This window comes from Saccharococcus sp. Marseille-Q5394, from assembly GCF_946901335.1.
Taxonomy (GTDB): domain Bacteria; phylum Bacillota; class Bacilli; order Bacillales_A; family Planococcaceae; genus Sporosarcina; species Sporosarcina luteola_C.
In genome coordinates this window covers 517,693-540,562 of record NZ_CAMPPQ010000001.1, presented here as the reverse complement: position 1 = coordinate 540,562, position 22,870 = coordinate 517,693, and the positions used below count along the sequence as shown (strand labels likewise).

Annotated in this window: 22 protein-coding genes; 16 read left to right on the top strand and 6 right to left on the bottom strand. The window is 41.0% G+C overall.

Going from position 1 to position 22,870, the window contains the following annotated elements; all coding sequences use genetic code 11:
- The first annotated feature begins 10 nt into the window (after positions 1–10).
- From OC538_RS02685 to OC538_RS02660, 6 genes are all read left to right on the top strand, one after another.
- On the top strand, positions 11–187 hold the full coding sequence (locus OC538_RS02685; protein ID WP_262173165.1) for a hypothetical protein: 177 nt from the start codon (positions 11–13) through the stop codon (positions 185–187).
- Positions 188–277: 90 nt separating this feature from the next.
- Positions 278–1,402: an AAA family ATPase gene (locus tag OC538_RS02680; protein WP_262173164.1), complete on the top strand. Its 1,125-nt coding sequence runs from the start codon at positions 278–280 to the stop codon at positions 1,400–1,402.
- 114 nt (positions 1,403–1,516) lie between these two features.
- On the top strand, positions 1,517–2,959 hold the full coding sequence (locus OC538_RS02675; RefSeq protein ID WP_262173162.1) for a VWA domain-containing protein: 1,443 nt from the start codon (positions 1,517–1,519) through the stop codon (positions 2,957–2,959).
- A 477-nt stretch (positions 2,960–3,436) separates the two neighbouring features.
- Positions 3,437–4,354 (top strand): DUF4868 domain-containing protein, encoded by a 918-nt coding sequence (locus tag OC538_RS02670; protein ID WP_262173161.1) that lies wholly within the window; start codon positions 3,437–3,439, stop codon positions 4,352–4,354.
- Positions 4,355–4,372: 18 nt separating this feature from the next.
- A complete protein-coding gene (locus tag OC538_RS02665) occupies positions 4,373–4,939 on the top strand; it encodes a hypothetical protein (RefSeq protein ID WP_262173159.1) in 567 nt (188 codons plus the stop codon).
- Between the two features lie 132 nt (positions 4,940–5,071).
- The gene (locus OC538_RS02660) at positions 5,072–5,272 is read left to right on the top strand and encodes a hypothetical protein (RefSeq protein WP_262173157.1); all 201 of its coding nucleotides are present in this window, start codon (positions 5,072–5,074) and stop codon (positions 5,270–5,272) included.
- A gap of 368 nt (positions 5,273–5,640) precedes the next feature.
- On the opposite strand, the gene OC538_RS02655 is transcribed toward OC538_RS02660, so the two are convergent.
- A complete protein-coding gene (locus OC538_RS02655; protein WP_262173155.1) occupies positions 5,641–5,931 on the bottom strand; it encodes a hypothetical protein in 291 nt (96 codons plus the stop codon).
- A 223-nt stretch (positions 5,932–6,154) separates the two neighbouring features.
- On the opposite strand from OC538_RS02655, the gene OC538_RS02650 reads away from it, so the two are divergent.
- The 4 genes from OC538_RS02650 (at position 6,155) to OC538_RS02635 (ending at position 9,153) form a co-directional block, all read left to right on the top strand.
- Positions 6,155–6,940: an amino acid ABC transporter substrate-binding protein gene (locus OC538_RS02650; RefSeq protein ID WP_262173153.1), complete on the top strand. Its 786-nt coding sequence runs from the start codon at positions 6,155–6,157 to the stop codon at positions 6,938–6,940.
- 65 nt (positions 6,941–7,005) lie between these two features.
- The gene (locus tag OC538_RS02645) at positions 7,006–7,665 is read left to right on the top strand and encodes an amino acid ABC transporter permease (RefSeq protein ID WP_251694510.1); all 660 of its coding nucleotides are present in this window, start codon (positions 7,006–7,008) and stop codon (positions 7,663–7,665) included.
- Between the two features lie 52 nt (positions 7,666–7,717).
- The gene (locus tag OC538_RS02640) at positions 7,718–8,467 is read left to right on the top strand and encodes an amino acid ABC transporter ATP-binding protein (protein ID WP_285846975.1); all 750 of its coding nucleotides are present in this window, start codon (positions 7,718–7,720) and stop codon (positions 8,465–8,467) included.
- A gap of 137 nt (positions 8,468–8,604) precedes the next feature.
- The gene (locus OC538_RS02635; RefSeq protein WP_251694511.1) at positions 8,605–9,153 is read left to right on the top strand and encodes a DUF420 domain-containing protein; all 549 of its coding nucleotides are present in this window, start codon (positions 8,605–8,607) and stop codon (positions 9,151–9,153) included.
- Between the two features lie 48 nt (positions 9,154–9,201).
- On the opposite strand, the gene OC538_RS02630 is transcribed toward OC538_RS02635, so the two are convergent.
- A complete protein-coding gene (locus tag OC538_RS02630) occupies positions 9,202–9,678 on the bottom strand; it encodes a general stress protein (protein ID WP_251624365.1) in 477 nt (158 codons plus the stop codon).
- Between the two features lie 157 nt (positions 9,679–9,835).
- Here OC538_RS02630 and OC538_RS02625 point away from each other — a divergent pair, with 157 nt between their 5' ends.
- Together OC538_RS02625 and OC538_RS02620 are read left to right on the top strand one after the other, a co-directional pair.
- The gene (locus OC538_RS02625) at positions 9,836–10,546 is read left to right on the top strand and encodes a DUF421 domain-containing protein (protein ID WP_251694512.1); all 711 of its coding nucleotides are present in this window, start codon (positions 9,836–9,838) and stop codon (positions 10,544–10,546) included.
- A 60-nt stretch (positions 10,547–10,606) separates the two neighbouring features.
- Positions 10,607–11,896 carry a purine/pyrimidine permease gene (locus OC538_RS02620; protein ID WP_262173146.1) on the top strand — a complete coding sequence of 430 codons (1,290 nt, stop codon included), beginning with the start codon at positions 10,607–10,609 and terminating at the stop codon, positions 11,894–11,896.
- Positions 11,897–11,946: 50 nt separating this feature from the next.
- On the opposite strand, the gene mnmH is transcribed toward OC538_RS02620, so the two are convergent.
- Together mnmH and selD are read right to left on the bottom strand one after the other, a co-directional pair.
- Positions 11,947–12,996: a tRNA 2-selenouridine(34) synthase MnmH gene (gene mnmH / locus OC538_RS02615; protein WP_251694514.1), complete on the bottom strand. Its 1,050-nt coding sequence runs from the start codon at positions 12,994–12,996 to the stop codon at positions 11,947–11,949.
- Positions 12,997–13,021: 25 nt separating this feature from the next.
- The gene (gene selD, locus OC538_RS02610; protein ID WP_410055859.1) at positions 13,022–14,062 is read right to left on the bottom strand and encodes a selenide, water dikinase SelD; all 1,041 of its coding nucleotides are present in this window, start codon (positions 14,060–14,062) and stop codon (positions 13,022–13,024) included.
- Between the two features lie 177 nt (positions 14,063–14,239).
- On the opposite strand from selD, the gene OC538_RS02605 reads away from it, so the two are divergent.
- From OC538_RS02605 to dacB, 3 genes are all read left to right on the top strand, one after another.
- Positions 14,240–15,658 carry an NAD-dependent succinate-semialdehyde dehydrogenase gene (locus OC538_RS02605; RefSeq protein WP_262173143.1) on the top strand — a complete coding sequence of 473 codons (1,419 nt, stop codon included), beginning with the start codon at positions 14,240–14,242 and terminating at the stop codon, positions 15,656–15,658.
- A 213-nt stretch (positions 15,659–15,871) separates the two neighbouring features.
- Positions 15,872–16,651, top strand: coding sequence for an SDR family oxidoreductase (locus OC538_RS02600; protein ID WP_262173141.1), 780 nt, complete (start codon positions 15,872–15,874; stop codon positions 16,649–16,651).
- 467 nt (positions 16,652–17,118) lie between these two features.
- Positions 17,119–18,603: a D-alanyl-D-alanine carboxypeptidase/D-alanyl-D-alanine-endopeptidase gene (dacB, locus tag OC538_RS02595; RefSeq protein ID WP_262173140.1), complete on the top strand. Its 1,485-nt coding sequence runs from the start codon at positions 17,119–17,121 to the stop codon at positions 18,601–18,603.
- 42 nt (positions 18,604–18,645) lie between these two features.
- Here dacB and ilvA read toward each other — a convergent pair whose 3' ends face one another.
- Entirely contained in the window at positions 18,646–19,908 is a 1,263-nt protein-coding gene (gene ilvA / locus OC538_RS02590) for a threonine ammonia-lyase IlvA (protein WP_251695274.1), read from the bottom strand.
- Between the two features lie 167 nt (positions 19,909–20,075).
- Positions 20,076–20,981: a diacylglycerol/lipid kinase family protein gene (locus OC538_RS02585; protein WP_262173138.1), complete on the bottom strand. Its 906-nt coding sequence runs from the start codon at positions 20,979–20,981 to the stop codon at positions 20,076–20,078.
- Positions 20,982–21,338: 357 nt separating this feature from the next.
- Here OC538_RS02585 and OC538_RS02580 point away from each other — a divergent pair, with 357 nt between their 5' ends.
- Positions 21,339–22,757: an amidase gene (locus OC538_RS02580; protein ID WP_262173135.1), complete on the top strand. Its 1,419-nt coding sequence runs from the start codon at positions 21,339–21,341 to the stop codon at positions 22,755–22,757.
- Positions 22,758–22,870 lie beyond the last annotated feature (113 nt).

Sequence of the window (22,870 nt, the reverse complement as noted above, 5' to 3'; positions counted from 1 at the left end):
GGGAATTAAAATGCCTGAATTCTTTCAGACGATGATGGGTAGGAAGTTTTTTGAAAGGGATGTAACCGATATAGTTGAACACTTAAAGAAAATATCCAATGAATTGGAGCGTGCGAATGAACATAAAGAACGCGAGTTGCGATTAAAAGAACAGGCGTTACTTGTTTTATCAACAGGTAAACGATGAGCATGGATGAATAAAAGGAAGCGTGTATTGGTAAATCAATTCTGCTTCCTTTTTCATTGTAAAAGAAGAAAATGAAGGGATGGGTTAACAATGACGAATAACTTTTCAAAGCTAGAGGAAATCAAAAATGCGTTGAATGCAAAATTCTTCGAAAGGGAAGATGAAGTGGAGGCAATATTAATCGCCATATTATCGCGGCAGCACATGCTGATGATTGGGCCGGCAGGTACTGCAAAATCGGCTTTATCGGTGGAGTTAGCAAAGATTGTACAAGGCACTGAATACTTCCAGTGGCTGTTGACACGATTTAGTACTCCAGAGGAGGTATTCGGTCCATTATCACTAAAGGACCTTGAACAGGGTGTGTACAAGCGGAATACAGCAGGCAAAATGCCGGAGGCGAACCTCGTTTTCCTGGATGAGATTTTCAAGGCGAACAGTGCCATTCTAAACAGTCTTTTGACCCTGATTAACGAAAGGCTCTTCTATAATAATGGGTCTCCCGTAAAGGTTCCGTTGATGTCTGTCATCGGTGCCTCGAATGAGTATCCGGAAGAGGGGGAGGGACTTGAAGCCCTATTTGACAGATTCCTATTGCGATTTGAAATTGACTATATTGCGGATGAAAAGAATTTTGTTTCCATGATGAAAGGGGATGGAAAACATCAGCCAATGCCGTCCATGACGATGGAAGAATTGGTACAACTACAGTTCTTCACGGACATGGTGACTATTCCTGATGAAGTTTACGAGACCCTGTCAAAAATCCGTATGGAATTAAGGGATGAAGGGATTCGCCCCTCGGATAGGCGTTTCAAGCAATCGTTGAGTGTCTTACAGGCGAAGGCATTGATTAATCAGCGGCAATTTGTAAAGGTTGATGATATTGTCATCCTTGAAAATGCTCTTTGGGAAACGATCGATCAGAAAGACACAGTATCCCTGATTGTCCGTAGTCATGCACAAGACGTCGTGACGAGGGCTATTGAAACCATTCAGAATGAAGCTCAGGAAGTGTTTAATTCCATGCTGAAAGATAATTCAACTGATGCTGGAATGGAAGCCACCCAGAAACTTAAAGCATTGGTAGCCGATTTAAATAAACTCTCTAAACATAATCAGAGCCGGGAAACTGACATTGAGCCAGTACTGAATCAATTAAAGTCCATGCAGCAGGAGATATTGGATAGCATCCTAGAACCGATGGACATTTGAGTCTCATAAATAGAAATCTATCAAGATGCTGTTCCAAAAATAAGTAGAGAGTAAGTTAGATGTCGAGGGTATCTCTTCGGCATCTTTTAAATATCTTGAAGGGGAGTGTTCAGTGTGAACGGATTTAAAACAAATACTGTAAACCGCTCGGTATTAAATACTGACGCATTCGACAAAAGACGTTTCAATGAGATATATAGCATGTCCCAAGGAATACAGAAGGTAAGGGATGAAGGGGAGTTGCCAACCTTCGAACCTCTTTTGGCTGACATATGGGCCTCCTTATATAAAATGAAGCCGGAAATCACGGAAGAAGAGGTTGCTGCCGATCTAAGGGTCAATAAATCATTGATGGAGAGAATCATGGCGGATGAATCCTTTGAAAACTATCGAAGCTTCACTCGTCTGGATGATTTATCATCAGCCGTTGGCACGATGAAATTCGGGGAGAAGACAAATCAATGGCTGGCTGACCAAAAGATGCAGGATAGTGAACTTCGAAAAAAGATGCAAGAAATTCAATCGTTGCAAAGGCAACTTGAAAAACAGGAACAGCAGGAAGGGGTAGGAAATGGAAATGAGCAGTTGCAATCCGATCTAACGCAAGCAATGGCTGGATTAGAAAGTCAGATACAACAAACACTTCAAAATAATAGCCAAAGCTTTTCGGAGCAAATGTCTCAAGCTGTACAAGAAACAAGACAAGCGAAAGCAGACTTGAAATCATTAATGGGAGGTATTGGTTCGGGGAGCGGAGAAGCCGAATTAAAGAAAGTACCCCTTCGCGACCAAATATCCTTAGCTGAAAAAGTGACCACTGATAAACGATTGATGGAAATCGCGGATTGGGCTGGTCGGTTTAAAAGAATAGCGACTAAAAAGCAGAAATCGAAATTCAACGAAGGAATCGAGATGAAAGGTGTTATAACTGGGGATATTATTGAGAAGTTACTGCCAATTGAATTGGGTTTGTATAAACATCCAACAACCAAAATAGATTTCTTGCGGCGGTTTTCTGAGAGACAAACGATGATGTTCGAGCAAAACGGGAAAGACGCACTTGGCAAAGGTCCTATCGTTCTCTGTCTTGACCAGTCGGGAAGCATGCGTAAACGTGACTCTCAATCTAAAGGATTTGCGCTTGCGTTATTATCCATTGCTAAAAAGCAGAAAAGAGATTTTTGTTTGGTCTTGTTTTCCACTCGCACTGTTGTAAAAGTATATGAGAAAGGTAAAATAAAAGCCGCAGACTTGATTGAATTAGCACAAACATTTATAAGTGGAGGAACAGATTTCAACTTACCGTTAACTAAAGCAGTTTCGATTATCGAGGACGGCAAATTCAAAAGATCTGATCTCATTTTTATCACAGACGGAGAGGACAGCCTAAAAGATTCGTTTACCAAATCGTTTATTCAGAAGAAAGAGAACATGGATTTTAATGTGCTTTCTCTTGTGTTGGGGAACAATGCAGAGACAGTTCAGCTTTTTTCTGATGAGGTTATACTGATTACTGCTTTGAATGACGAAGGTAGCTTCAAAGCCTTCACTATATGAGAATACCCTTGACGGAATGAAAGCTGATGATTATTGGTAAAAGGTTTGTTTATTGGGAGAAAACATCAAATGACAATCTTTTCGGAGTCACTAATTCACATATGAATTGGTGACTCCTTTTTTTGTTACTACATCAACGGTTTAAAGAATTTAACACAGTAATTAGCATATCGAACCACGTACAGCCTTAGTAAAATAAGGCTGGTAAACGTTGAGATTTCTGAGCGTTTTTATTTGTATTTATATTGTTAGTTTGTTGTTTAAACATTTGGCCGATTAGTATGATATTTACACTGTCAATAGCGTTTATCACCCGTCAATTGAAAACCGGTTGTTACAGAAGAGTGGGGAATTTCATATTGGTGCCCAAGTGTATATAGAAGAACTTATATTCATAAATAATATAAATTGGAAATTGGCGAATGATGAAGGATTTTCCTGCTCGTATGTCGAAAACTGGCATAAGGGGGGATTCCATTGAGCATATCTACAATAAAGGAAAGATTAGAGTTGCTAACAGATGGTGTTGAAGGACATTTAACTCTTTATTTTGTTAAAAAGGGGAGAAATAAATCCTACACTTCGTTTAAACCAACGCTTAAAGCTGATCTGCAAGAGGAATTACTTAAGTTAATTATCACTGCTTTAGATGAGGTTAAAGATAATCCTATTGTTGATTTCAATCCGATTGCATCATTAGATCAAACTTTAGAAAAATGCACCTATGATTATGTAGAGGCATTAAATGACATATTATTAAGTACTGAAGTAGGTCTTTTACCAGAACCGCCAAAAAATCTTTCTGATTTTAATTTCTACCTCGTTAGAATTAAATTTGATGAAAATCCTCAAAATGATTTTTTGATGTTTAGAAGGGTAACAAAATTTAAAAAGCTACAAAACGGAATCATCGGTAGGATTTTCTATGATGAGTTCGTTAAAGTAAGTTCAGATTTAATTGGGATTGACAATTTCATTGATATCGTTGGATACGAATCCCAATTAACTATTGTTCAACATATAGCCATGGAACGAATTTTTGATATAACAGCACAATATCAAGAAAGTGCTAAAAGAACATTGGAATTAATTAAGCAAACTGACATGATTGAGAACTTTGAAGCGTTCTATGAAGACAGCATATCTGACGGGCGTGCTATAAGAGGTTTAACAAAACTTCTTAGAGATCCTGAAAGAGTACAGCAAGTATATGAAAACTTCGACAAGGTTATTGAATTAGTTTCTAATATGGATTTAGATGTAAAGTTTAATGATGACCAATCGAAACTTGTATACGAAAGTAAAAAACAACTTCAAGAGATCACGTTTATTTTAAGGGATGCTTATTATCAAACTTTTATTACTGAGCGTAAGGGACGAGATGAGCTAGCTTGAAACGAGGGGGAGCATTTTATGGTTACCAAATTTTATAAGTGGCTATTATTTATATCCTCATATGCTCCTCTTTATCTTTTGCTTGCAATTAACAATTATAATTTTGAGGAGTCTATTACTGTAAATATTAGAAAGTCATTTGAAGATAAGCCGCAATTCATTTTTTGGCTTGTAATTATTGTTTTGTTCTTAATTTCACTACTTACTGTGCTGGTTTTGAAGAAATGGTCTTTAAATGAAAAAATGGTTCTTGGGAAATTATCAAATTTCAATGAGAACATTTTGAGTTATATCATTACTTATGTGGTGCCCTTGACTGTAATAAATATAAATGATGTAAATAGCATGGTTGTAAACTTGGTTCTATTTTTAATAATAGGATATATTTATGTTAATAACGATCTAATATATTTAAATGTATTATTACTAATAGTGGGGTTCAGAGTTTATTCTGACGAATCAGGAAACAAGATAATAACTGACCTTGAGAAAAATGAATTGACTGAAAAAGTAAATGAAGGTGTATTAGTTAAATATAGAGAAATAGCAAGAGGTGTCTATCTAATTAGGAAGAAACAAACTTAATTTGAAATACCATCTCATAAAGCAAATCAGTTAGAAAACTAGTAAGGTTGGATTAAACTTAGCTGATTTTGCTACTCTAGATACACTACTGTAAAATAGAAGGAATATAAAAGCTGTGATGAGGTGTTTACATTGGCTAAGATAATTCCTTTTAAGACAAAGCAACAGATTGAAGCGGAGAAGGCGAAAAAAACTATCCGTGAATGGGAAAATTACTTAGAGTGGGAAGAGGCTAAATGGCATAATGTTATAAATAGAGCTGAAGATATCACCGATTTATCAAAAGAAGAGATGGATTGGCTGAATGACTGGTTAGAGAAGAACGATAATTAGTTGATGTTTTTTTATGGATATTATAGATAGAGAGAAGTTCAGCGAGGATCGGACTTGTTTAAACGCAACACAAATACAACACAAGATAGTTGTAAATGCCGTAACAACAACGTTTCTCGGCGTATATTTACGTCCTCCTGGGGAGGACAACTTAAAAGAGTTTTTTAAGATCGTTTATTCAAAAGAAGATGAGAACAAAGCATTTGAATAGAAGGAGGTAAAATCATTTTACACAAATTTTACACATCGACAAGCTAGAATGCTGTTAAATCAATGTTTACACGCGATAATAGAAGTCTGCCTGGGACGTTACAAAAGAGGTTGCCTGAAAGTCAGTGTAAACTGATTCCCGGGCAACCTCTTTAGATTTACGATTTTCTTTCATCAGGATTAATGCCATTCGGTTCTTTCCCGAATTGATTCATCTTTTGGGAACGAATCTCCTCAGGCGTTTCTTGAAATGAGTACCCTTTTTCAAAAATGGTTTCAGGATCAAGTCCATTTGGCTCCTTATTAGACTCAAAACTTTCGTTGATTCCTGTGGGAGGCAGCTGGTCTAAACTCGCTTCATTCTGCATACTGTTTTCCACATATTCGTTTTTAAATTCAGGCTCTTCTTTTCCCTTCGAGTGTTTTTCATCCATATAATCTTTCTTCATTAAGAACATCCTCCTTTATTGTTTCTAGCGTAGTTCTATATTGTTCAATTGCCTTTTTGGACAGAATCAAAACGTTTCCTATTCATATACTAATGGCGAATGACTGAACAAGAAGATTCTGTAAATTAATAAAAGGGTTTTCTTTATCAGTAAAGCATGGTATATTATCAATACGTTAACAGACTAAAGTGTTAAAGCGAGTTTACTAAAAGGAGAGAGATCAATGAAAAAGTATATGACGCTATTCGTCCTATCAATAGTTGCATTGCTCGTCGTAACAGGTTGCGGGAATTCCAAAACAACCGGAAAGTCAGGCGGGAAAGATGTTCTTGTCATCGGTGTGGACGATAAATTTGCTCCAATGGGTTTCCGGGATGAAAACAATAATCTCACTGGTTTCGATATTGAATATGCTGAAGCAGCAGCGGAACATATGGGTATGGAAGTGAGATTCCAGCCGATTGATTGGAAAACAAAAGAAACGGAATTAAGCAGTGGACGAATTGATTTGATCTGGAATGGGTATACAATCACGGATGAACGAAAAGGAAAAGTTCTTTTTACAAAACCATATTTGGAAAACGCGCAAGTTGTAGCAACGTTAGCAAATTCCGATATTGCAGCACTAAAAGATCTATCTGGTAAAAAAGTAGGACTGCAAGGTCTTTCTTCAGCAGCAGACGCTTTGAACGCCAATCCGATCCGTTCTGAAATCAAGTCTGTCTCCGAATATGCGGATAATGTTCTAGCACTATCCGACTTGAAATCTGGCCGTGTTGATGCAGTCATCATTGACGAAGTGGTTATTGATTATTACATGTCCAAGCAAGAAGGTGCGTTTAAAGTATTGGACGAGTCCTTAGCGCCTGAGGAATATGGAGTAGGTGTGAAAAAAGGCAACGAAGAATTGCTTGAAAAGCTTCAAAACGCTCTTGATAAAATGAATGAAGACGGCAGTGCTGCAAAAATCTCCACGAAATGGTTCGGGGAAGATAAAGTACTTAAATAATGAATCGAGCATGCCGGGTTTTCGATAAGAAAACCTGTTTTGCTTTTTAGAAGGAGTCATTACGTATGTCTATAGACTATTTTATTTCCATTTTAATACCAATGCTCGAAGGAGCCCGAGCGACAGTCCTATTATTCCTAATAGCCATCATCGTCTCAATCCCGCTTGGCTTCCTACTGACTTTGATTGTCAGAAGTTCCATCAAACCGTTAGCTTATTTAGCGAATGCATATATTTATTTGATGCGGGGAACGCCGCTCTTGCTGCAGCTCCTGTTCATTGTTTTCGGTTTGCCGCTTATTCCGGTCATCGGGGAATATCTGGTTCTTGACCGGTTTACCGCAGCATGTTTAGGATTCATTTTGAATTACGCAGCTTATTTCGCGGAAATTTTCCGCGGCGGTCTCCTTGCTATCGACAAAGGTCAGTTCGAAGCGGCGAAAGTGCTCGGATTGAATAGATGGCAGACAATGCGAAAAGTTGTATTCCCTCAAATGTTCCGCATCGCGTTGCCCGCAGTGGCGAATGAGTCTGTCACTTTGGTGAAGGATACGGCTTTACTCTATGCAGTAGCGGTCCCTGAACTGTTGCATTTTGCACAAACAGCGGTCAACCGTGACTTCACAATAACACCATTTTTGCTGGCAGGAGTCATCTATTTAATAATTACATTGTGTTTGACTCTGTTCTTCAAATGGTTGGAGAGACGTTTACGGTTTGATTAATTTAAACCTATCCATCTGAAATTATTCGTGATTTAAATGAGGAGTGTATAGAATGCCAATTCTTAAAGTGGAAAACATAAAAAAATCATTCGGTCCGCTTGAAGTGCTTAAGCAGATTAGTTTTGAAGTGAATAAAAACGATGTCATCGCTGTCATCGGTCCATCCGGATCGGGGAAAAGTACGATGCTCAGAAGTCTTGTCCATTTAGAGGAGTTGGATGGGGGAAGTATTTCAGTTAATGGAAATTATATTGTTAAGGATGGCATTTATTCAAAACCTCAGCAATTGAAAGAGATTACTTCCGAAATGGGGATGGTGTTTCAACATTTCAATCTGTTTCCGCACTTGACTGTATTGGAAAACCTGGAACTGGCACCAAAGCTATTGAAAAAGGGAAGCGCGGAACAAACCCGTGAATTGAGCATGGAGTTGTTGTCGAAAGTCGGGCTGTCAGATAAGGCTGATGTATTGCCGTCCAAGCTTTCGGGAGGCCAGAAACAAAGGGTGGCCATTGCCCGTGCCTTAATGAGGAAGCCTGAAGTTCTCCTATTCGATGAACCAACATCGGCTCTTGATCCGGAATTGACGGGGGAAGTGCTTCGTGTCATGAAGGACCTTGCTCAAGAAGATATGACAATGGTTGTTGTCACACATGAAATGGAATTTGCAAAAGAGGTTGCTAACAAAGCCATCTTCATGGATAAAGGGGAAATCGTCGAATCTGGAAGTCCCGTAGATTTATTAAGTAATCCACAAATGGAAAGGACAAAAGCATTTTTATATCGTACACTGTCCAAATGAACAGCCGGTTCCACGATACAGTCGGGAAAGTAGCCCGGCTGTTTTTTTACATTTCGACAACAATGTGAAGTAGGGTTCATAGTGCGATAATTATGGTACACTACGGATAGAAATGTAGTGATTAAGGAGATGTTTTAATGATTCAATCCACTGAAGAAAAGCCGTTCGAAAAAAGAAATTACCGGCCGGCTATCATCATTTTATCAATTGTTTTAATAGGCGTTATCGGACTTTTATCAGGCAGGCAAGGGGTGGAGGATTTCGATGCGTTTGATGTTACCATCCTTCCTTTGATAAATGCCATATTAAATAGCTTCACTTTCCTATTCTTAGTCGGAGCCCTCATTGCCATAAAGAAAAGAAATGTGGGTGTCCATAAGAAATTCATTTATGCCGCATTTTGTACGACCGCTTTATTCCTCGTCACATATGTCGCTTTTCATTATTTGGCGCCATCCACTCCATATGGCGGGAGCGGCATCTTGGCAGGGATCTATTATTTTGTACTCATCACCCATATAATACTTGCAGCTGCAATTGTTCCACTCGCATTAACGAGTGTGGCAAGGGCTTGGAACAGGGAGTATGAGCGTCATCGTAAAATAGTGAGATGGACAATGCCGATCTGGTTATATGTCAGCTTTACCGGTGTTCTCGTTTATATTCTGATCTCTCCATATTATTAACATGTAAAAAGGCTGCTCCCATTACTAGGGAACAGCCTTTTCTAACGTTTAAATGAGTGGTCGATCTGGATAGTCCAAACGTGTATCTCTATACTCACCATCTACTAACACAAGAATCTTACCTTCATTGAAATAATCATTATAGCGATGCGCTTCCTCTTCCGGAATGCCCATCCCGATCAATGCGCCGGCAAGTCCGCCGACTCCCGCTCCTGCAGCAGCACCGGTAATTCCTGCTACAATCGGTCCCGCAGCAATGATCGGCCCGATACCAGGAATTGCAAGCGCTCCGATACCTGCTAAAACTCCACCTAGTCCACCGAGCAAGCCGCCAGTTGCTGCACCTGTAGCAGCACCATCTGCAGCATGCGTTCCTGTTTGTTCCTCAATGTAATCTACATGATCTCTGTCCTTACTAAGGATGGAAATATCATTAGAAGTGTAACCTTGTCGTTTCAACTCTTCAATTGCAGCAACAGCTTCCGATTCGTTGTCATAATAACCTACTACATGTCGTTGTACCATTTAAAAACTCCTCCTGAAAATAATTTTGTTCTAGCGAATTGCTATTCTAGAAAATACCCGAACCTATCATTTTCAAACATGAAGGTTTTAACAGCAACTTTATAGATTTAAACCATAGCTAATCGGGTAACTAACAGGAGTAATAGGAGGGAGAGATATGGATTATCTACTAAATGGAATGAAACTTATTATAGGATTGATAGCTTTAATGGCTGTCATTCGGCTGTTAGGCAAGAAGCATTTGGCTGAAATGACTCCGTATGACATCATCTATTTGATAATGTTTGGTGGTCTACTTGAAGAAACTTTATATGACGAAAAAATCACGATATGGATGTTTCTGTTTGCAGTTACTGTATGGGCTGCAGCTATATTCACAGTTGAAAAGTTGGTGCTCAAATTCAATCGATTGCGTATTCTTCTAAAAGGGGAGCCCGATCAATTAATTTCAAACGGAAAAATTCATCGGAAAGCGTTTAAGAAAAATCAATTGGAAATGGAGCAGGTTCGAACAATGCTTCGTCAACAAGGGATATTTTCCTTGAGGGAAGTCCGCGACATGTACATCGAACCAGGAGGCCAAGTTTCTATTAATACGTTCGCAAAATATAAGTCAGTCGTAGCTGATGATTTGGGAATCGAAAAGAAGGAAGAGGAACCGAGTGTGTTGCTCATCGATAATGGTGAAGTGAAATCGGAAGTCCTGAACGCCATTGGTAAATCCAGCGAATGGCTGCAGGAAGGGATCGGTGCGAAAGGATATGATCATGTGGCTGAGATACTTTACTGTGAATGGTCAGAAACTGACGGGTTCTACATTAAAGGATTTGCTGATACTATAGAGTTGAATGGACATCAGCCAAGCTGAACGATTATAATAACCATTCGAAATTGGAACCAGATGGATTTCTGATAAGAGGTGCAAGTTATGAAAACAGTTGTCGGAGGGATGCAATGGGCGGTTTTTTTAATCGCATCCTCTATTGCGGCTCCTATTGCGATTGCCCATTTGTTTGGAATGGAAACTGCCGAAACCGCGCTTTTCATTCAGCGTACGATTTTTGTACTTGGAATTGCATGCCTCATTCAAGCCTTTATAGGGCATCGACTGCCAATCAATGAAGGACCAGCAGGATTATGGTGGGGTATTTTCGTCGTTTACGCAGGAATGGTAAGCATTGCATATCCTGCGGCCCGGGATGCCCTGCAAGCCTTGCAAAGTGGAATGCTAGTCAGCGGCGTCCTTTTTATTATATTGGCGATTAGTGGATTGATAACGAAAATGAAAAATCTATTCACGCCGTCAGTTACATTTACATATTTAATGCTTCTCACTTTGCAGTTAAGCGGTACTTTCCTTAAAGGGATGGTAGGTGTTGACAGCGTAGGGGATAAGATCGACGGTCTTATATTCCTTGGGAGTTTTGCAGTCTTACTTGTAACGTTCATGACAATGAACAATAAATTTTCTTGGGTCTCCAGATATTCCGTTCTATTGTCAATCGGCTTCGGTTGGATTCTTTTTCTTCTTATCGGTAAGGCAGATAGTGTAAAGCTTGAGGTTGGACAATGGATAAGTTTTCCTGATCTATTTGTGTACGGGAAGCCGGTTTGGGATAGCGGCATGTTCATCACTGCAGGTTTTATCACGCTTTTGCTGATTGCGAATATGATGGCGTCCATCCGGGTAATGGAAAGTTTGCTTAAGCAATCTTTTTCGATCACTCCGCCGGATCGAATGAAGCAGGGGGCAATCGCTTCCGGGATCAATCATCTATTCGCGGGATTTTTTTCGGCCATTGGACCTGTTCCGATTTCCGGTGCGGCAGGATTTGTAGGAGCGACAAGGATGGCTACACTTATACCGTTCATTACTGGCAGTGTTCTCGTTGTACTAATAACGCTCATTCCATCAATCATGTCGGTTTTTGCTGTTTTGCCTGCACCGGTTGCATATGCCGTCACATTTGCCATTTTTACGAAAATGGTGGAAATGGCATTCCGTGAACTTGCTGCCGAGCCGAAACAGGAACGTGCCTATAAGGTGACAGCCGTCGGACTGATGATTGGCATAGGTATCATGTTCATCCCGCAGGAAAGCATGTCAGATCTGCCGAATGCCCTTGCGGCCGTTTTATCAAACGGTCTCATTATCGGCACAATCATTGCAATCATAATGGAACAATTCTATCTGTGGAATGAACGGAGCAGAGTATAATGGCGCAGGGAAAAGGCTGTCAATCACTTGAAAAAGCGATTGACAGCCTGTTATTTTGATTTCATAACCTCGATGGAATGATTCAACTGCAATAATTGCTCATAAGCATCGTCAATGGAATCGGCATAGATGACAAAGTCATTTTCATATGGATGTTTTGTCGTTGAGTGCTCATAGCGGGGATCGTAGTAGTATTCAAGCAATAGCGTAACTGCCGCCTTGAACTTTCCTTCGTCCAAATTTTCTTCGATCTCTTTTGCGATCGGTACATGGATGCGTCGTTTGATTAGATTAAACGCTTCAACGAACTTCTCTCCGACTTCCCATGGATTATAATCAGCCAAAATGTTAGTAACCCGTTGCTCGAGTGGTAGGTTGATGAATACATGGATTCCATTTTCCTTTTTGTTAAATAGGAAAGAGGGGATCAGTACTTTGCCAATCCGTTTACTTTCACCTTCGATATAAACGAAAGCTTCTTCCTTCACCTTTAGCAGTTCATGAATTAGCAATGAATCGAATTTTTTTTGGTTATTCGGCACAAGCCCGATTTGACCGAAGATGGAACCTCGATGTCCTGCGAGCTGTTCCAGATTGATGGAAGGATGACCTTCATCAGCGAGCCGTTTCAATAGAACAGTCTTGCCTGATCCGGTATATCCATTCAATACGATCAGTTTCGGTGTAAAAACTTCCTTTTCCAATTCCTTTACAACCCATTGGCGATATGTCCGGATTCCGCCGCTTAACCGATTTGCTTGGATGCCCATTAAATCAAGGACGGTTGCGGCTGTTTTGCTTCGCATACCGCCGCGCCAGCAAAAGACAGTCTTAGGAGTATCTATCATTTTAAATTGTCGAATGAAAGAAGGAAGTTTAGCTGCGAAAATCTCCAGTCCCCGTTCATTAGCAGCTTCTTTGCTGACCTGTTTATAAAGAGTACCAATTTCTGCCCGTTCCTCATCGGTAAAGACAGGGATGTTTATACTGCCTGGAATTGTCGCTTCGCTAAACTCGGATGGAGATCGGACATCAATGATAGTATGTGGCTCTCTCTCCATTGATGAAAATAGGTCTTGTAAACTAATATCTCTAATCAACGTTTTTCACCTTCTATTATAAGGGTCATTCAACAGTGATCTTTCCTGGATGTTCGCCCGTAACTTCTCCGATTATGGTTGCGTTGACGCCGTTTGCAGTCATCTCGTCAACTAGCTGATCGGCTTCATTAGCCGATACTGCAATGAGGAGACCACCTGAAGTCACTGCGTCACACAAAATATAACGGTCCAATTGATCAAGTTTCTCGGAGTAGGTGACCGAATCAGCAACATGGGCATAGTTGCTTTTCGTGCCTCCTGGAATCCTTCCTTCTTCTGCAAGCTCTTTCGTGCGGGGAAGGACAGGTACTTGCTCATAGAAAATCCGTATGCCCGCATTACTTGCTTTAGCCATTTCAGTCGCATGCCCTAGCAAACCGAATCCGGTGACATCGGTAGCTCCATGAACCTCATAGGCGGACATCACTTCTGCCGCTGTCTTGTTCAGAGTCGTCATAATTGAGGTTACTTGTGTTATTTCCTCATTTGAAAGTGCGCCATGTTTTAATGAAGTTGTATAAATCCCTACTCCGATCGGTTTCGTCAATACCAACTTGTCGCCTGCTTTTGCACCAGCATTTGTACGTATGTGATCGGGATGGACAGTGCCTGTTACTGCTAATCCGAATTTAGGTTCTTGATCGTCAATGGAATGTCCACCGACAAGTGTGACACCGGCTTCTCTTAACTTGTCAGCGGCCCCGCGTAAAATATCGGAAAGGATGTTCTTGTCCAACTTCGAAATTGGAAATGCCACGATATTAAGAGCAGTTATCGGCTTCCCGCCCATTGCGTATACATCACTAATTGCATTCGTTGCAGCAATTTGCCCGAAATCATAAGGATTGTCGACAATCGGAGTGAAAAAGTCAAGCGTTTGCACGATTGCAATATCATCAGTAAGTTTATAAACGCCGGCATCGTCACTCGTATCAAGACCGACTAGAAGATTGGGATCAAAGGCGGCAGGGGGAAGAGATTGAAGAACCTGTGATAGGTCGGCGGGACCAATTTTACAGCCGCACCCCCCTTTTGATGTAAGTGAGGTAAGTTTTACAGAATTAATTGTATTCATCAGCTATTCCGCCTTTCAAGATTAGTTATTAAATAGTTTAGCACACTGGATACATACGTATAGTGTGCCAAGTTTGCAATAATGCTTCCTCTAAATCCAACCCATTGGGCGGGAATTGAATAAATATTAGTGGTACATTTGTATAAAGAAATATGAGGAGGTTAAGAGATGAATACTTTTTCGATGGTTATTGACGGAAAAGAAGTCGGCAAAGACCTTAAGACAATTGATGTTATTAATCCCGCAACGGGAGAATCGATTGCAACCGTTCCTCATGGAGGAGCGAAAGAAGCCATTTTAGCTGTGGATGCCGCATATGATGCATTTCAAAAATGGTCCGCTCTGTCCGCCTATGATCGAAGTTCATTGTTGGTGAAATGGCATGAGCTGATCGATATGCATATGGAAGACCTTGCGCACACGATGACGGAGGAGCAAGGGAAACCTCTATCAGAGGCAAATGGCGAAATAAAGTACGCGAATGGATTCATTTCTTGGTATGCGGAGGAAGCAAAGCGTATTTATGGTGAAATGATACCTTCAAGCCATACAGGGAAACGGATATTCATCCATAAACAACCTGTGGGTGTAACAGCTGTCATCACACCTTGGAATTTCCCTGCAGCGATGATTACAAGAAAAGTCGGACCGGCGCTTGCCGCAGGTTGCACAGTTGTCATCAAACCGGCCGAACAGACACCGATTACCGCAATTCGATTGGCACAGTTGGCATTGGAAGCAGGTATTCCCGCTGGTGTCATTAACGTAGTCACAGGGGAGGCGAGTGCAATTGGCGATGCTTGGCTGCAGGATACTCGTGTACGTAAGCTGACATTCACCGGTTCAACCGAGGTAGGGAAATTGCTTATGCGGGGGGCTTCGGATACGGTGAAGAAAATTTCACTGGAACTCGGAGGCCATGCCCCGGCAATCGTCATGGAAGATTGTGATATCGATAAAGCCGTTGAGGGAGTCGTTGCTGCCAAGTTCAGGAATGCCGGCCAAACATGCGTATGCACGAATCGCATTTACGTTCATGAAACGATTGCAGAGGAATTTTCACGGAAGTTGGTTGAACGGGTAAAACAATTGAAAGTCGGAAACGGAATGGATGAAGGGGTTGCAATCGGTCCGCTTATCGATGAAGAAGCAATCCGTAAAGTACAATTCCACGTAGATGACGCACTTTCAAAAGGCGCAAAAATAGCTGTCGGTGGCTCAAGGAAGGATGGCCTGTTTTACGAACCGACCATTTTACTCAATGTGAATGATAATATGGTTTGCATGAAGGAAGAAACGTTCGGTCCTGTCGCTCCTATTACAACTTTTTATTCCGAAGAAGAGGTACTAAGAAGGGCGAATGATTCGATTTATGGATTGGCCGCTTATGTATTTACAGAGAATCTTTCAAGGGGCATTCGGATGAGCGAAAGATTGGAATACGGAATTGTCGGTTTGAATGATGGACTTCCATCACCCCCCCAAGCGCCATTCGGAGGTTTCAAGCAAAGCGGCCTCGGTCGCGAAGGCGGCCATCATGGCTTGGATGAATATATTGAAGTCAAATATATTTCAGTAGGATTATAATCAAAAGAGAAGTTGGGGGAAATTCTATAAATGTAAGAGTGAGGCTTATTGTTATGGCCATACTGGCAAACCTAACAGTGCCACTCAATCAAAAGGTGCGAGTGCGATAGAAACGATATTTTACGTTCAGCAAATGGGCGCAAAAACGATATAAGGGATTACGCTCGTTTTTCATATATGGGACAGATTGCAAGCAATCACGAGGGGGATAATATGGGGATTTTAAAAGGAAAAATAGCAATTGTAACTGGTGCAAGTCGTTCCCAAGGCATTGGCTCTGCAATTTGCTTAATGCTAGCGGAAGCTGGTGCAGATATCTTTTTTACACATTGGAAATATTATGATGAGAATGAGGGTAATGGATCGGAAAGTGATTTTCCAAATCAATTATGTGAGAGAATCAAAAAATTAGGTGTACGCTGTGAACATATGGAGGCAGATCTATCAGAATTGGAAACACCAAATGCCATTCTGAATTGTTGTGAAGAAAACCTTGGAACGCCAAATATACTGGTGAATAATGCAGCCTATGACAAACTAGTTGATTTTCAGAACTTAAATGCTAAAATCCTTGATGATCACTATATGGTGAACAATAGGGGAACTATATTATTAAGCACTGAATTTGCCAAAAGGTTTGAGAAAGCCTTCCCGCAAAAAAGTGGTGGAAGAATTATTTACCTTGTCTCAAAAGGACCAGACCCCAATAACCTGGCCTATATTGCTTCAAAAGGTATGTTAACTGCTATAACTGAACCATTATCCGTTGGACTTGCTCCTATTGGTATTACCGTAAATTCAGTTGACCCAGGACCGACTGATTCGGGTTGGATGGATAAAGCAACAAAAGAGTCCTTATCACGTCTTTTTCCTACAGGAAATGTTGGAACGCCTGATGATGCAGCAAGGTTAATTAAGTTTCTAGCGAGTGACGAATCTACGTGGATTACTGGTCAAGTTATTAAATCAGAAGGCGGATTTGTAGGAAGATAAAAGTGAGGTGCTTTCTTAGTTGATTGGAGTGAAAGGCGGCGAAGTGCAAAGATATTCTCTCAACGCTTCGCTTTTCCCGCGGAAAGCTGTCCGCGTGTAACGGAGATCAACGGGTTAAAAGTGGTATCACTTATTAACAAGCAATCCTAAAAAAGAAAATAGGGCAAGCAAAAAATGCACATGTCTGTGCGTTTTTGCTTGCTTTTTCTATTGTAAAACCGTGTCTAAAACATATACTAAAACGTTTGTTATTTGACTTGCTATTAGCATTTTTCTCCCAATCAACCGAACTCGTTAGATTTACTTGAATGTCTTTTTTTGTCATTTTTACTTTATGTATATTATAAATATAATATTACTAGGTTAGAGATATTTGATTAATAAAATTATTTTGTCTCAAAATCTATTTATTTGCCTAGATAATAATGGTAGACTGAAATCGACATCAAAGAAGAGGGGGAAATAATTTGGTTCTCAAAAGAACAGCCATGCTCATTATGGCCGTTGTTATGTCGTTTGCTGCTGTGTTCACGGTAACTCCAGGTCAACCAGACGTACGAGCTTCAAGTCCCTATGAGAAACTGGAAAGAAATATTAACGCAATCTTAGCGGATGCCGCAATGAAATCTGTCGTCAGCAGTGTAACAGTACGTAGGGCTTCAACGGGTGAAATAATTTACGAAGCTAATGCGGATGGCAAAGTGACACCTGCTTCTACATTAAAGCTTCTTACATCCGCAGCTGCATTGGAAACGCTTGGCGAGGAATACCGTTTCACGACTGATCTGCTAACGGATGGTTCAATAGCAAAAGGAGTATTGAATGGCAATCTCTATTTGCGGGGGCAGGGAGATCCGACTCTGATGAAAAAGGATTTGGATCAATTTGCCGCCGCATTGGCAAAGCAAGGGGTAAAGACAATAAATGGAGACCTGGTAGGGGATGACAGCTGGTTTGACTCTGTACGGCTCTCTCCCGGAATTGATAAAAGTGATGAAACGTTTTACTATGCCGCACAGATTTCCGGATTGACTTTATCCCCGAATTCTGATTATGATGCCGGCACTGTGATCGTAAATGCCAGCCCAACGAAGAAAGGGTATAAAGCCAAAGTGACAATGACGCCTGATACGGGCATCATTAAAGTCGTCAATAAAAGCAATACTGTTCCGAAAGGTTATAAAAACACCTTATCCATTAAGCGTCAACATGGAACGAATACTATTGTTATTGCGGGTAACGTACCTATTGGAAGCACGGGAAAAAAAGAATGGGTGACCGTCTCTAATCCGACAGCGTATACGCTAGACGTATTTAAAAAGTCGCTCTCAGCAAAAGGGATCAAATTCACCAAATCATCGAAAGTGGCAAGACGGGAAGTTCCACAAAGCGCGAAAGTAATTACTTCCAGACAATCGATGCCTTTGAAGAGTTTGATGAGACCATTTATGAAATTAAGTAATAATACACATGCCGAAATATTGGCGAAGACGATGGGAAAACAAGTTTATGGGGAAGGAAGCTGGAATGCAGGTCTGCGGGTCATGCGTGAATTTGGACAATCCGTAGGGTTACGTTCAACTGAATGGAATTTTGAGGATGCATCAGGCATGTCCCATAAGAATAAAGTGACATCAGCACAAATGACAGAATTGCTGTTTGCTGCGCGACAAGCACCTTGGTATGGCAGTTTCGTGCAAGGCTTGCCGGTGTCAGGCATGAATGACCGCTTCGTCGGCGGAACGTTGAAAAACAGATTAACGGGTTCAGCTGTAAAAGGGAAAGTAGTAGCCAAGACGGGTAGCTTGAACGGTGTCAATTCATTGGCGGGCTATGCTGAAACAAGAGATGGGGAAACGTTGATTTTCAGCATTCTGACCCAAGGCCAAAAAACAACTGCACTCCCGGCAATTGATCGGATAGCGACAATCATTACTACGACAACTAAGTAGAACCGCAAGACGGCATTGTATCGCCGTTTTGCGGTTTTTTTATTAGATAAGAAGCTCAAATAATGTGCTATCTTTATTCACTTCGGTGAATGGAAAACCGTTCTGTTCCATTCGGAGCAAGAGACCGGCATAATCTTCCTTCCGTTTTAATTCAATACCGACAAGCCCAGGTCCATTTTCCTTGTTATGCTTCTTTGTATATTCAAATGTTGTAATATCATCGTCCGGTCCTAGCACTGAGTCAAGTAACTGCCGTAATGCCCCCGCCCGCTGTGGGAAGTTGATGATGAAATAATAGAGCAGACCTTCATGCAGTAGGGACTTCTCCTTGATTTCCTGCATACGGCCGATATCATTATTCCCGCCACTAATGATACAAACGACGGATTTCCCTTTAATTTCTTCTTTATAGAAGTCGAGTGCAGCTATTGGCAAAGCGCCTGCAGGTTCGGCGATGATGGCATGTTCATTATATAGATTTAAAATAGATGTGCAGACTTTTCCTTCTGGAACACTCAAAAAATCATCGACATACTTCCGGCAGATTTCATACGTTTGGGCACCGACACATTTGACAGCAGCGCCGTCGACAAATTTATCAATATTATCCAAAGCTATAATGGCGCCGTTCTGAATGGCGGCATTCATACTGCTTGCTCCCTCCGGCTCAACACCGATCAGCTTTGTCTTAGGGGAAAGGTTTTTAATATATGTGCTGACTCCTGCCATCAGGCCGCCGCCACCGATGCTTGCAAACACATAATCGATTGGCTCCTCAATATCATTCATTACTTCGACAGCGACCGTCCCTTGACCTGCAATGATATCCTTGTCGTCGAAAGGATGGATGAAAATCCGATCTTCCAGTTCCGCGCAATTCACTGCATGAATGGAAGAGTCATCAAACGTATCACCGACAAGGATGATTTCAACGAATTCTTTCCCGAACATTTTCACTTGGTTGACTTTCTGTTTAGGCGTTGTTTGTGGCATAAAGATTTTGCCGCTAATTTGCAGATGTGCACATGCATAGGCGACGCCTTGCGCATGATTTCCCGCACTTACACAGACAATGCCCTTTTCGCGTGCGTCTTTTTCAATCCGCTTGATTTTATAGTAAGCGCCGCGTAACTTGAAAGAACGTACATATTGTAGATCTTCCCGCTTAATATAAACATTGCAGCCATATTTCTCCGATAGCCTCTCGTTTTTTTGCAAAGGTGTATGGTTCACAACATCTTTGAGCAATTGATTGGCGATTAGGATATCTTCCACTTGTACGGTATTCGTTTCACTTTTAGCCATTTTCGTCATATGCTCTTTCCCTCCGGTATCATAAATGAATATTTTATTATATTACCATGAAACGTCGGAGAAGGACACAAGAATGTTCATAATTAACAATGAATTTGAATGAATTCTTCAAAGTGAACTATTCAGTTAAAAATGTAAGCGTTTTCTTTATGAGAAAATCAACTTTTAGATGTATCGACCAGGTTCAGTGCTTTTGTTCGGATTGAGAGATGAATTCTATCAGCATGAAAGATTTCCCCATCAATGACATACGGTAATTTACGATTTCCTTCAATAATAAATTCCTTGCCCTTCAAATAGGTGACTTCTTTAGCAATTATAGGTTCTCCTTTCAGTAGGTCGGGAAAAAGTCTCGATAAAACTTTCCACCGTTTAGCATTATGTAAAATGGTCGCATCTATTAATCCATCGCTATAATCTGCATAAGGACAAATTGTCAGACCGCCCCCATACATTTTTAAGTTGCCACCTGCAAAGAGCCATAAGTCTGTCTGAAGAATTAGGCTCCCATCAACGAAAATTCTTCCTCGGAATGGCTTGAATATCAGCAATTCAATGATTGCGGAAATTGTATAAGCAACGGAACCACGGTTGAATTTATTGAGCAATCTTTTATAAAAGGAACGATCAGCCCTTATACCGATTTCCGCATCCATCCCGATTCCGGCTACAGTTATTCCATAGGTTCCATTTACATATAATAGATCCGCCAATATCTTTTCATCAGCAGCCAGCAACTCGACAAATTGCTCTGGTTCGGCAACCAAACCGAAGTTTCTAGCGACATCATTTCCCGAGCCTGCTGGAAAAACAGCCAATGGAATGTTCCAAACGGCCAATTGTTGTAGAACAGAGCTCACTGTACCGTCCCCGCCGACTACAATGAAAGCCTTAATTGATTGTGATGAATATATTTCCATTATATACGTTCTTGTCAACTCCGGGGAAACGCATATATGTGCTTCATAATGGATTTTCCTTGCGAGAAGCGTCGATTCGATATCACGCCAGATCTTCAATGCCGCCCCTTTTCCAGACGTCGGATTGATGATAAATACGTACATCTTACTACCCCATTTCTACTTACTAGTTTAGCATATTTGAACTAAGTAATTAATCGAATATCGAATTGTCAGTTTAGGGATTCCCGAAGTCGGGAATTCTGTATAGAAAGGTACAGAGTAAAGGAGAGAGAGTTATGCAAAAATGGGATAGTAGACCAGACAAGCCAGATTCCGGTCAATGGGCAGCACTAGGAATCTCGTTGCTAATCATACTTATTGTCATCTTCGTAAATCTTATGTAATTACGTAAAGCTTCTTTCCAATAGGAGAGGGGCTTTATTCATTTGTTTAAAAATGGATTTCTCTTTATAATGAATAGATAGAATAGTAGTGCAGTTCGAGAGGGTGGGGAGAGAAATGAAAAATTTAGAATCGATTCTGAGCGCAGATGCTTTCAAAATAAGGGAAATGATCCTGGACGGAGAGATATCTGTTTCTGACGTCACTTCTATATTCATTGATCGGATGAAAGAAAAAAATCCAGCGGTGAATTTCCTTGCGGAAGAACGTTTCGACGCAGCAATGGAGCAAGCAGGACAGGCAGATGTTATATTATCGAACGGAAAAGCAAAAGGGGCACTGTTCGGCGTTCCCATAAGCATGAAAGAGTCATTTGATGTCGTTGGAATGCAAACGACAGGAGGATTGCTTAGCAGAAGAGGGTCCGTGCAGAAAGAAGATTCCGTTGTTGTAAGGAAGTTGAAGGCTGAAGGGGCAATCATCATCGGCAAGACAAATACACCGGAATTATGTTTTTGTCAGGAGACGGATAACAAATTGTATGGCAGGACAAATAATCCATGGAATCTAGGGCGAACAGCGGGCGGATCTAGCGGTGGGGAAGGGGCAGCTATAGCTATAGGTGCAGCGGCTGCCGGACTCGGATCCGATATAGGCGGGTCCATCCGGTTTCCTAGTCATTTTAATGGAGTCATAGGATTCAAATCAGGAAGAGGGCAAGTGTCCCAAGTTGGCAGCTTCCCGTTTGTAGAAGATCCATGGCAGCAAAGGATGCTTGGAATCGGACCGATCGTCAAAACAGTAAGGGATGCAAAACTAATCTATTCGATTATCGCGGAACACCAAATTGAAGATCGGGACATCGCAGATTTTTCGATTAATGTATTCCGAACTACCGAACTACCGATCTCCGATGAGACGGTAAAGTTATTGAACAACGTATATCTGTCCTTGAAAAATACGTACACGGCAGAAAGGGAACCTTTGCCATACCTCAAGGAATCAGCAGTTCTTTGGCAGGAAATCATGTCGATAGATGGAGGAGAGTCGACTAGAAAGACAGCATTCCGGAATGGAAAGGGAAGCCCGCTTACAGCCTATTTAAAAGAAAGGACAAGTGGGACTTCTGATATTCATCGTTATCTTTCATGGGCTTTAATCGGTACATCCCTGTTCAAACCATCACGTAAACGACAGGAGGAAATTGGGAATCTACTAAATCAGGGCGATGAATTCTTGGAAGATTATTTAACAAAACGATTGGTTGTCATGCCGGTGTATCATACCGCAGCCCCACCCCATGGAATTGTTTATAAAGAGATTTTTTCAATTAGAAAGACTTTCCTGAATTACATGCCGTTTGCGGCGTATGCGAACACATGGGGGCTTCCTTCCCTGACTGTCCCAATCGGAAAGGATCGTGATGGGATGCCGATCGGTCTGCAAATCATTGGCAAAAACGGAAATGAAGATGCTATCTTTTCGCTCGGTTCGTTTCTTGAGAAAGAATTTGGAGGTTACTCGAGAGTCGATTAACTATATATGTATATTAAAAGGCAGACGAGGGAAGGGGATCCGTTTTCTATCGTCTGCCTTCATCGGCATCCTTGTCAATGCACTATAGTTATAAATTCTTATTTCTAAATTTG

What these genes read in the sequence shown, in the direction of transcription:
- OC538_RS02685 (WP_262173165.1), top strand. Translation starts at nt 11, where the DNA reads ATGCCTGAATTCTTTCAGACGATGATGGGTAGGAAGTTTTTTGAAAGG.
- OC538_RS02680 (WP_262173164.1), top strand. Translation starts at nt 278, where the DNA reads ATGACGAATAACTTTTCAAAGCTAGAGGAAATCAAAAATGCGTTGAAT.
- OC538_RS02665 (WP_262173159.1), top strand. Translation starts at nt 4,373, where the DNA reads ATGGTTACCAAATTTTATAAGTGGCTATTATTTATATCCTCATATGCT.
- OC538_RS02655 (WP_262173155.1), bottom strand. Translation starts at nt 5,931, where the DNA reads ATGAAGAAAGATTATATGGATGAAAAACACTCGAAGGGAAAAGAAGAG.
- OC538_RS02650 (WP_262173153.1), top strand. Translation starts at nt 6,155, where the DNA reads ATGAAAAAGTATATGACGCTATTCGTCCTATCAATAGTTGCATTGCTC.
- OC538_RS02645 (WP_251694510.1), top strand. Translation starts at nt 7,006, where the DNA reads ATGTCTATAGACTATTTTATTTCCATTTTAATACCAATGCTCGAAGGA.
- OC538_RS02640 (WP_285846975.1), top strand. Translation starts at nt 7,718, where the DNA reads ATGCCAATTCTTAAAGTGGAAAACATAAAAAAATCATTCGGTCCGCTT.
- OC538_RS02635 (WP_251694511.1), top strand. Translation starts at nt 8,605, where the DNA reads ATGATTCAATCCACTGAAGAAAAGCCGTTCGAAAAAAGAAATTACCGG.
- OC538_RS02630 (WP_251624365.1), bottom strand. Translation starts at nt 9,678, where the DNA reads ATGGTACAACGACATGTAGTAGGTTATTATGACAACGAATCGGAAGCT.
- OC538_RS02625 (WP_251694512.1), top strand. Translation starts at nt 9,836, where the DNA reads ATGGATTATCTACTAAATGGAATGAAACTTATTATAGGATTGATAGCT.
- OC538_RS02620 (WP_262173146.1), top strand. Translation starts at nt 10,607, where the DNA reads ATGAAAACAGTTGTCGGAGGGATGCAATGGGCGGTTTTTTTAATCGCA.
- OC538_RS02605 (WP_262173143.1), top strand. Translation starts at nt 14,240, where the DNA reads ATGAATACTTTTTCGATGGTTATTGACGGAAAAGAAGTCGGCAAAGAC.
- OC538_RS02600 (WP_262173141.1), top strand. Translation starts at nt 15,872, where the DNA reads ATGGGGATTTTAAAAGGAAAAATAGCAATTGTAACTGGTGCAAGTCGT.
- ilvA (WP_251695274.1), bottom strand. Translation starts at nt 19,908, where the DNA reads ATGGCTAAAAGTGAAACGAATACCGTACAAGTGGAAGATATCCTAATC.
- OC538_RS02585 (WP_262173138.1), bottom strand. Translation starts at nt 20,981, where the DNA reads ATGTACGTATTTATCATCAATCCGACGTCTGGAAAAGGGGCGGCATTG.
- OC538_RS02580 (WP_262173135.1), top strand. Translation starts at nt 21,339, where the DNA reads ATGAAAAATTTAGAATCGATTCTGAGCGCAGATGCTTTCAAAATAAGG.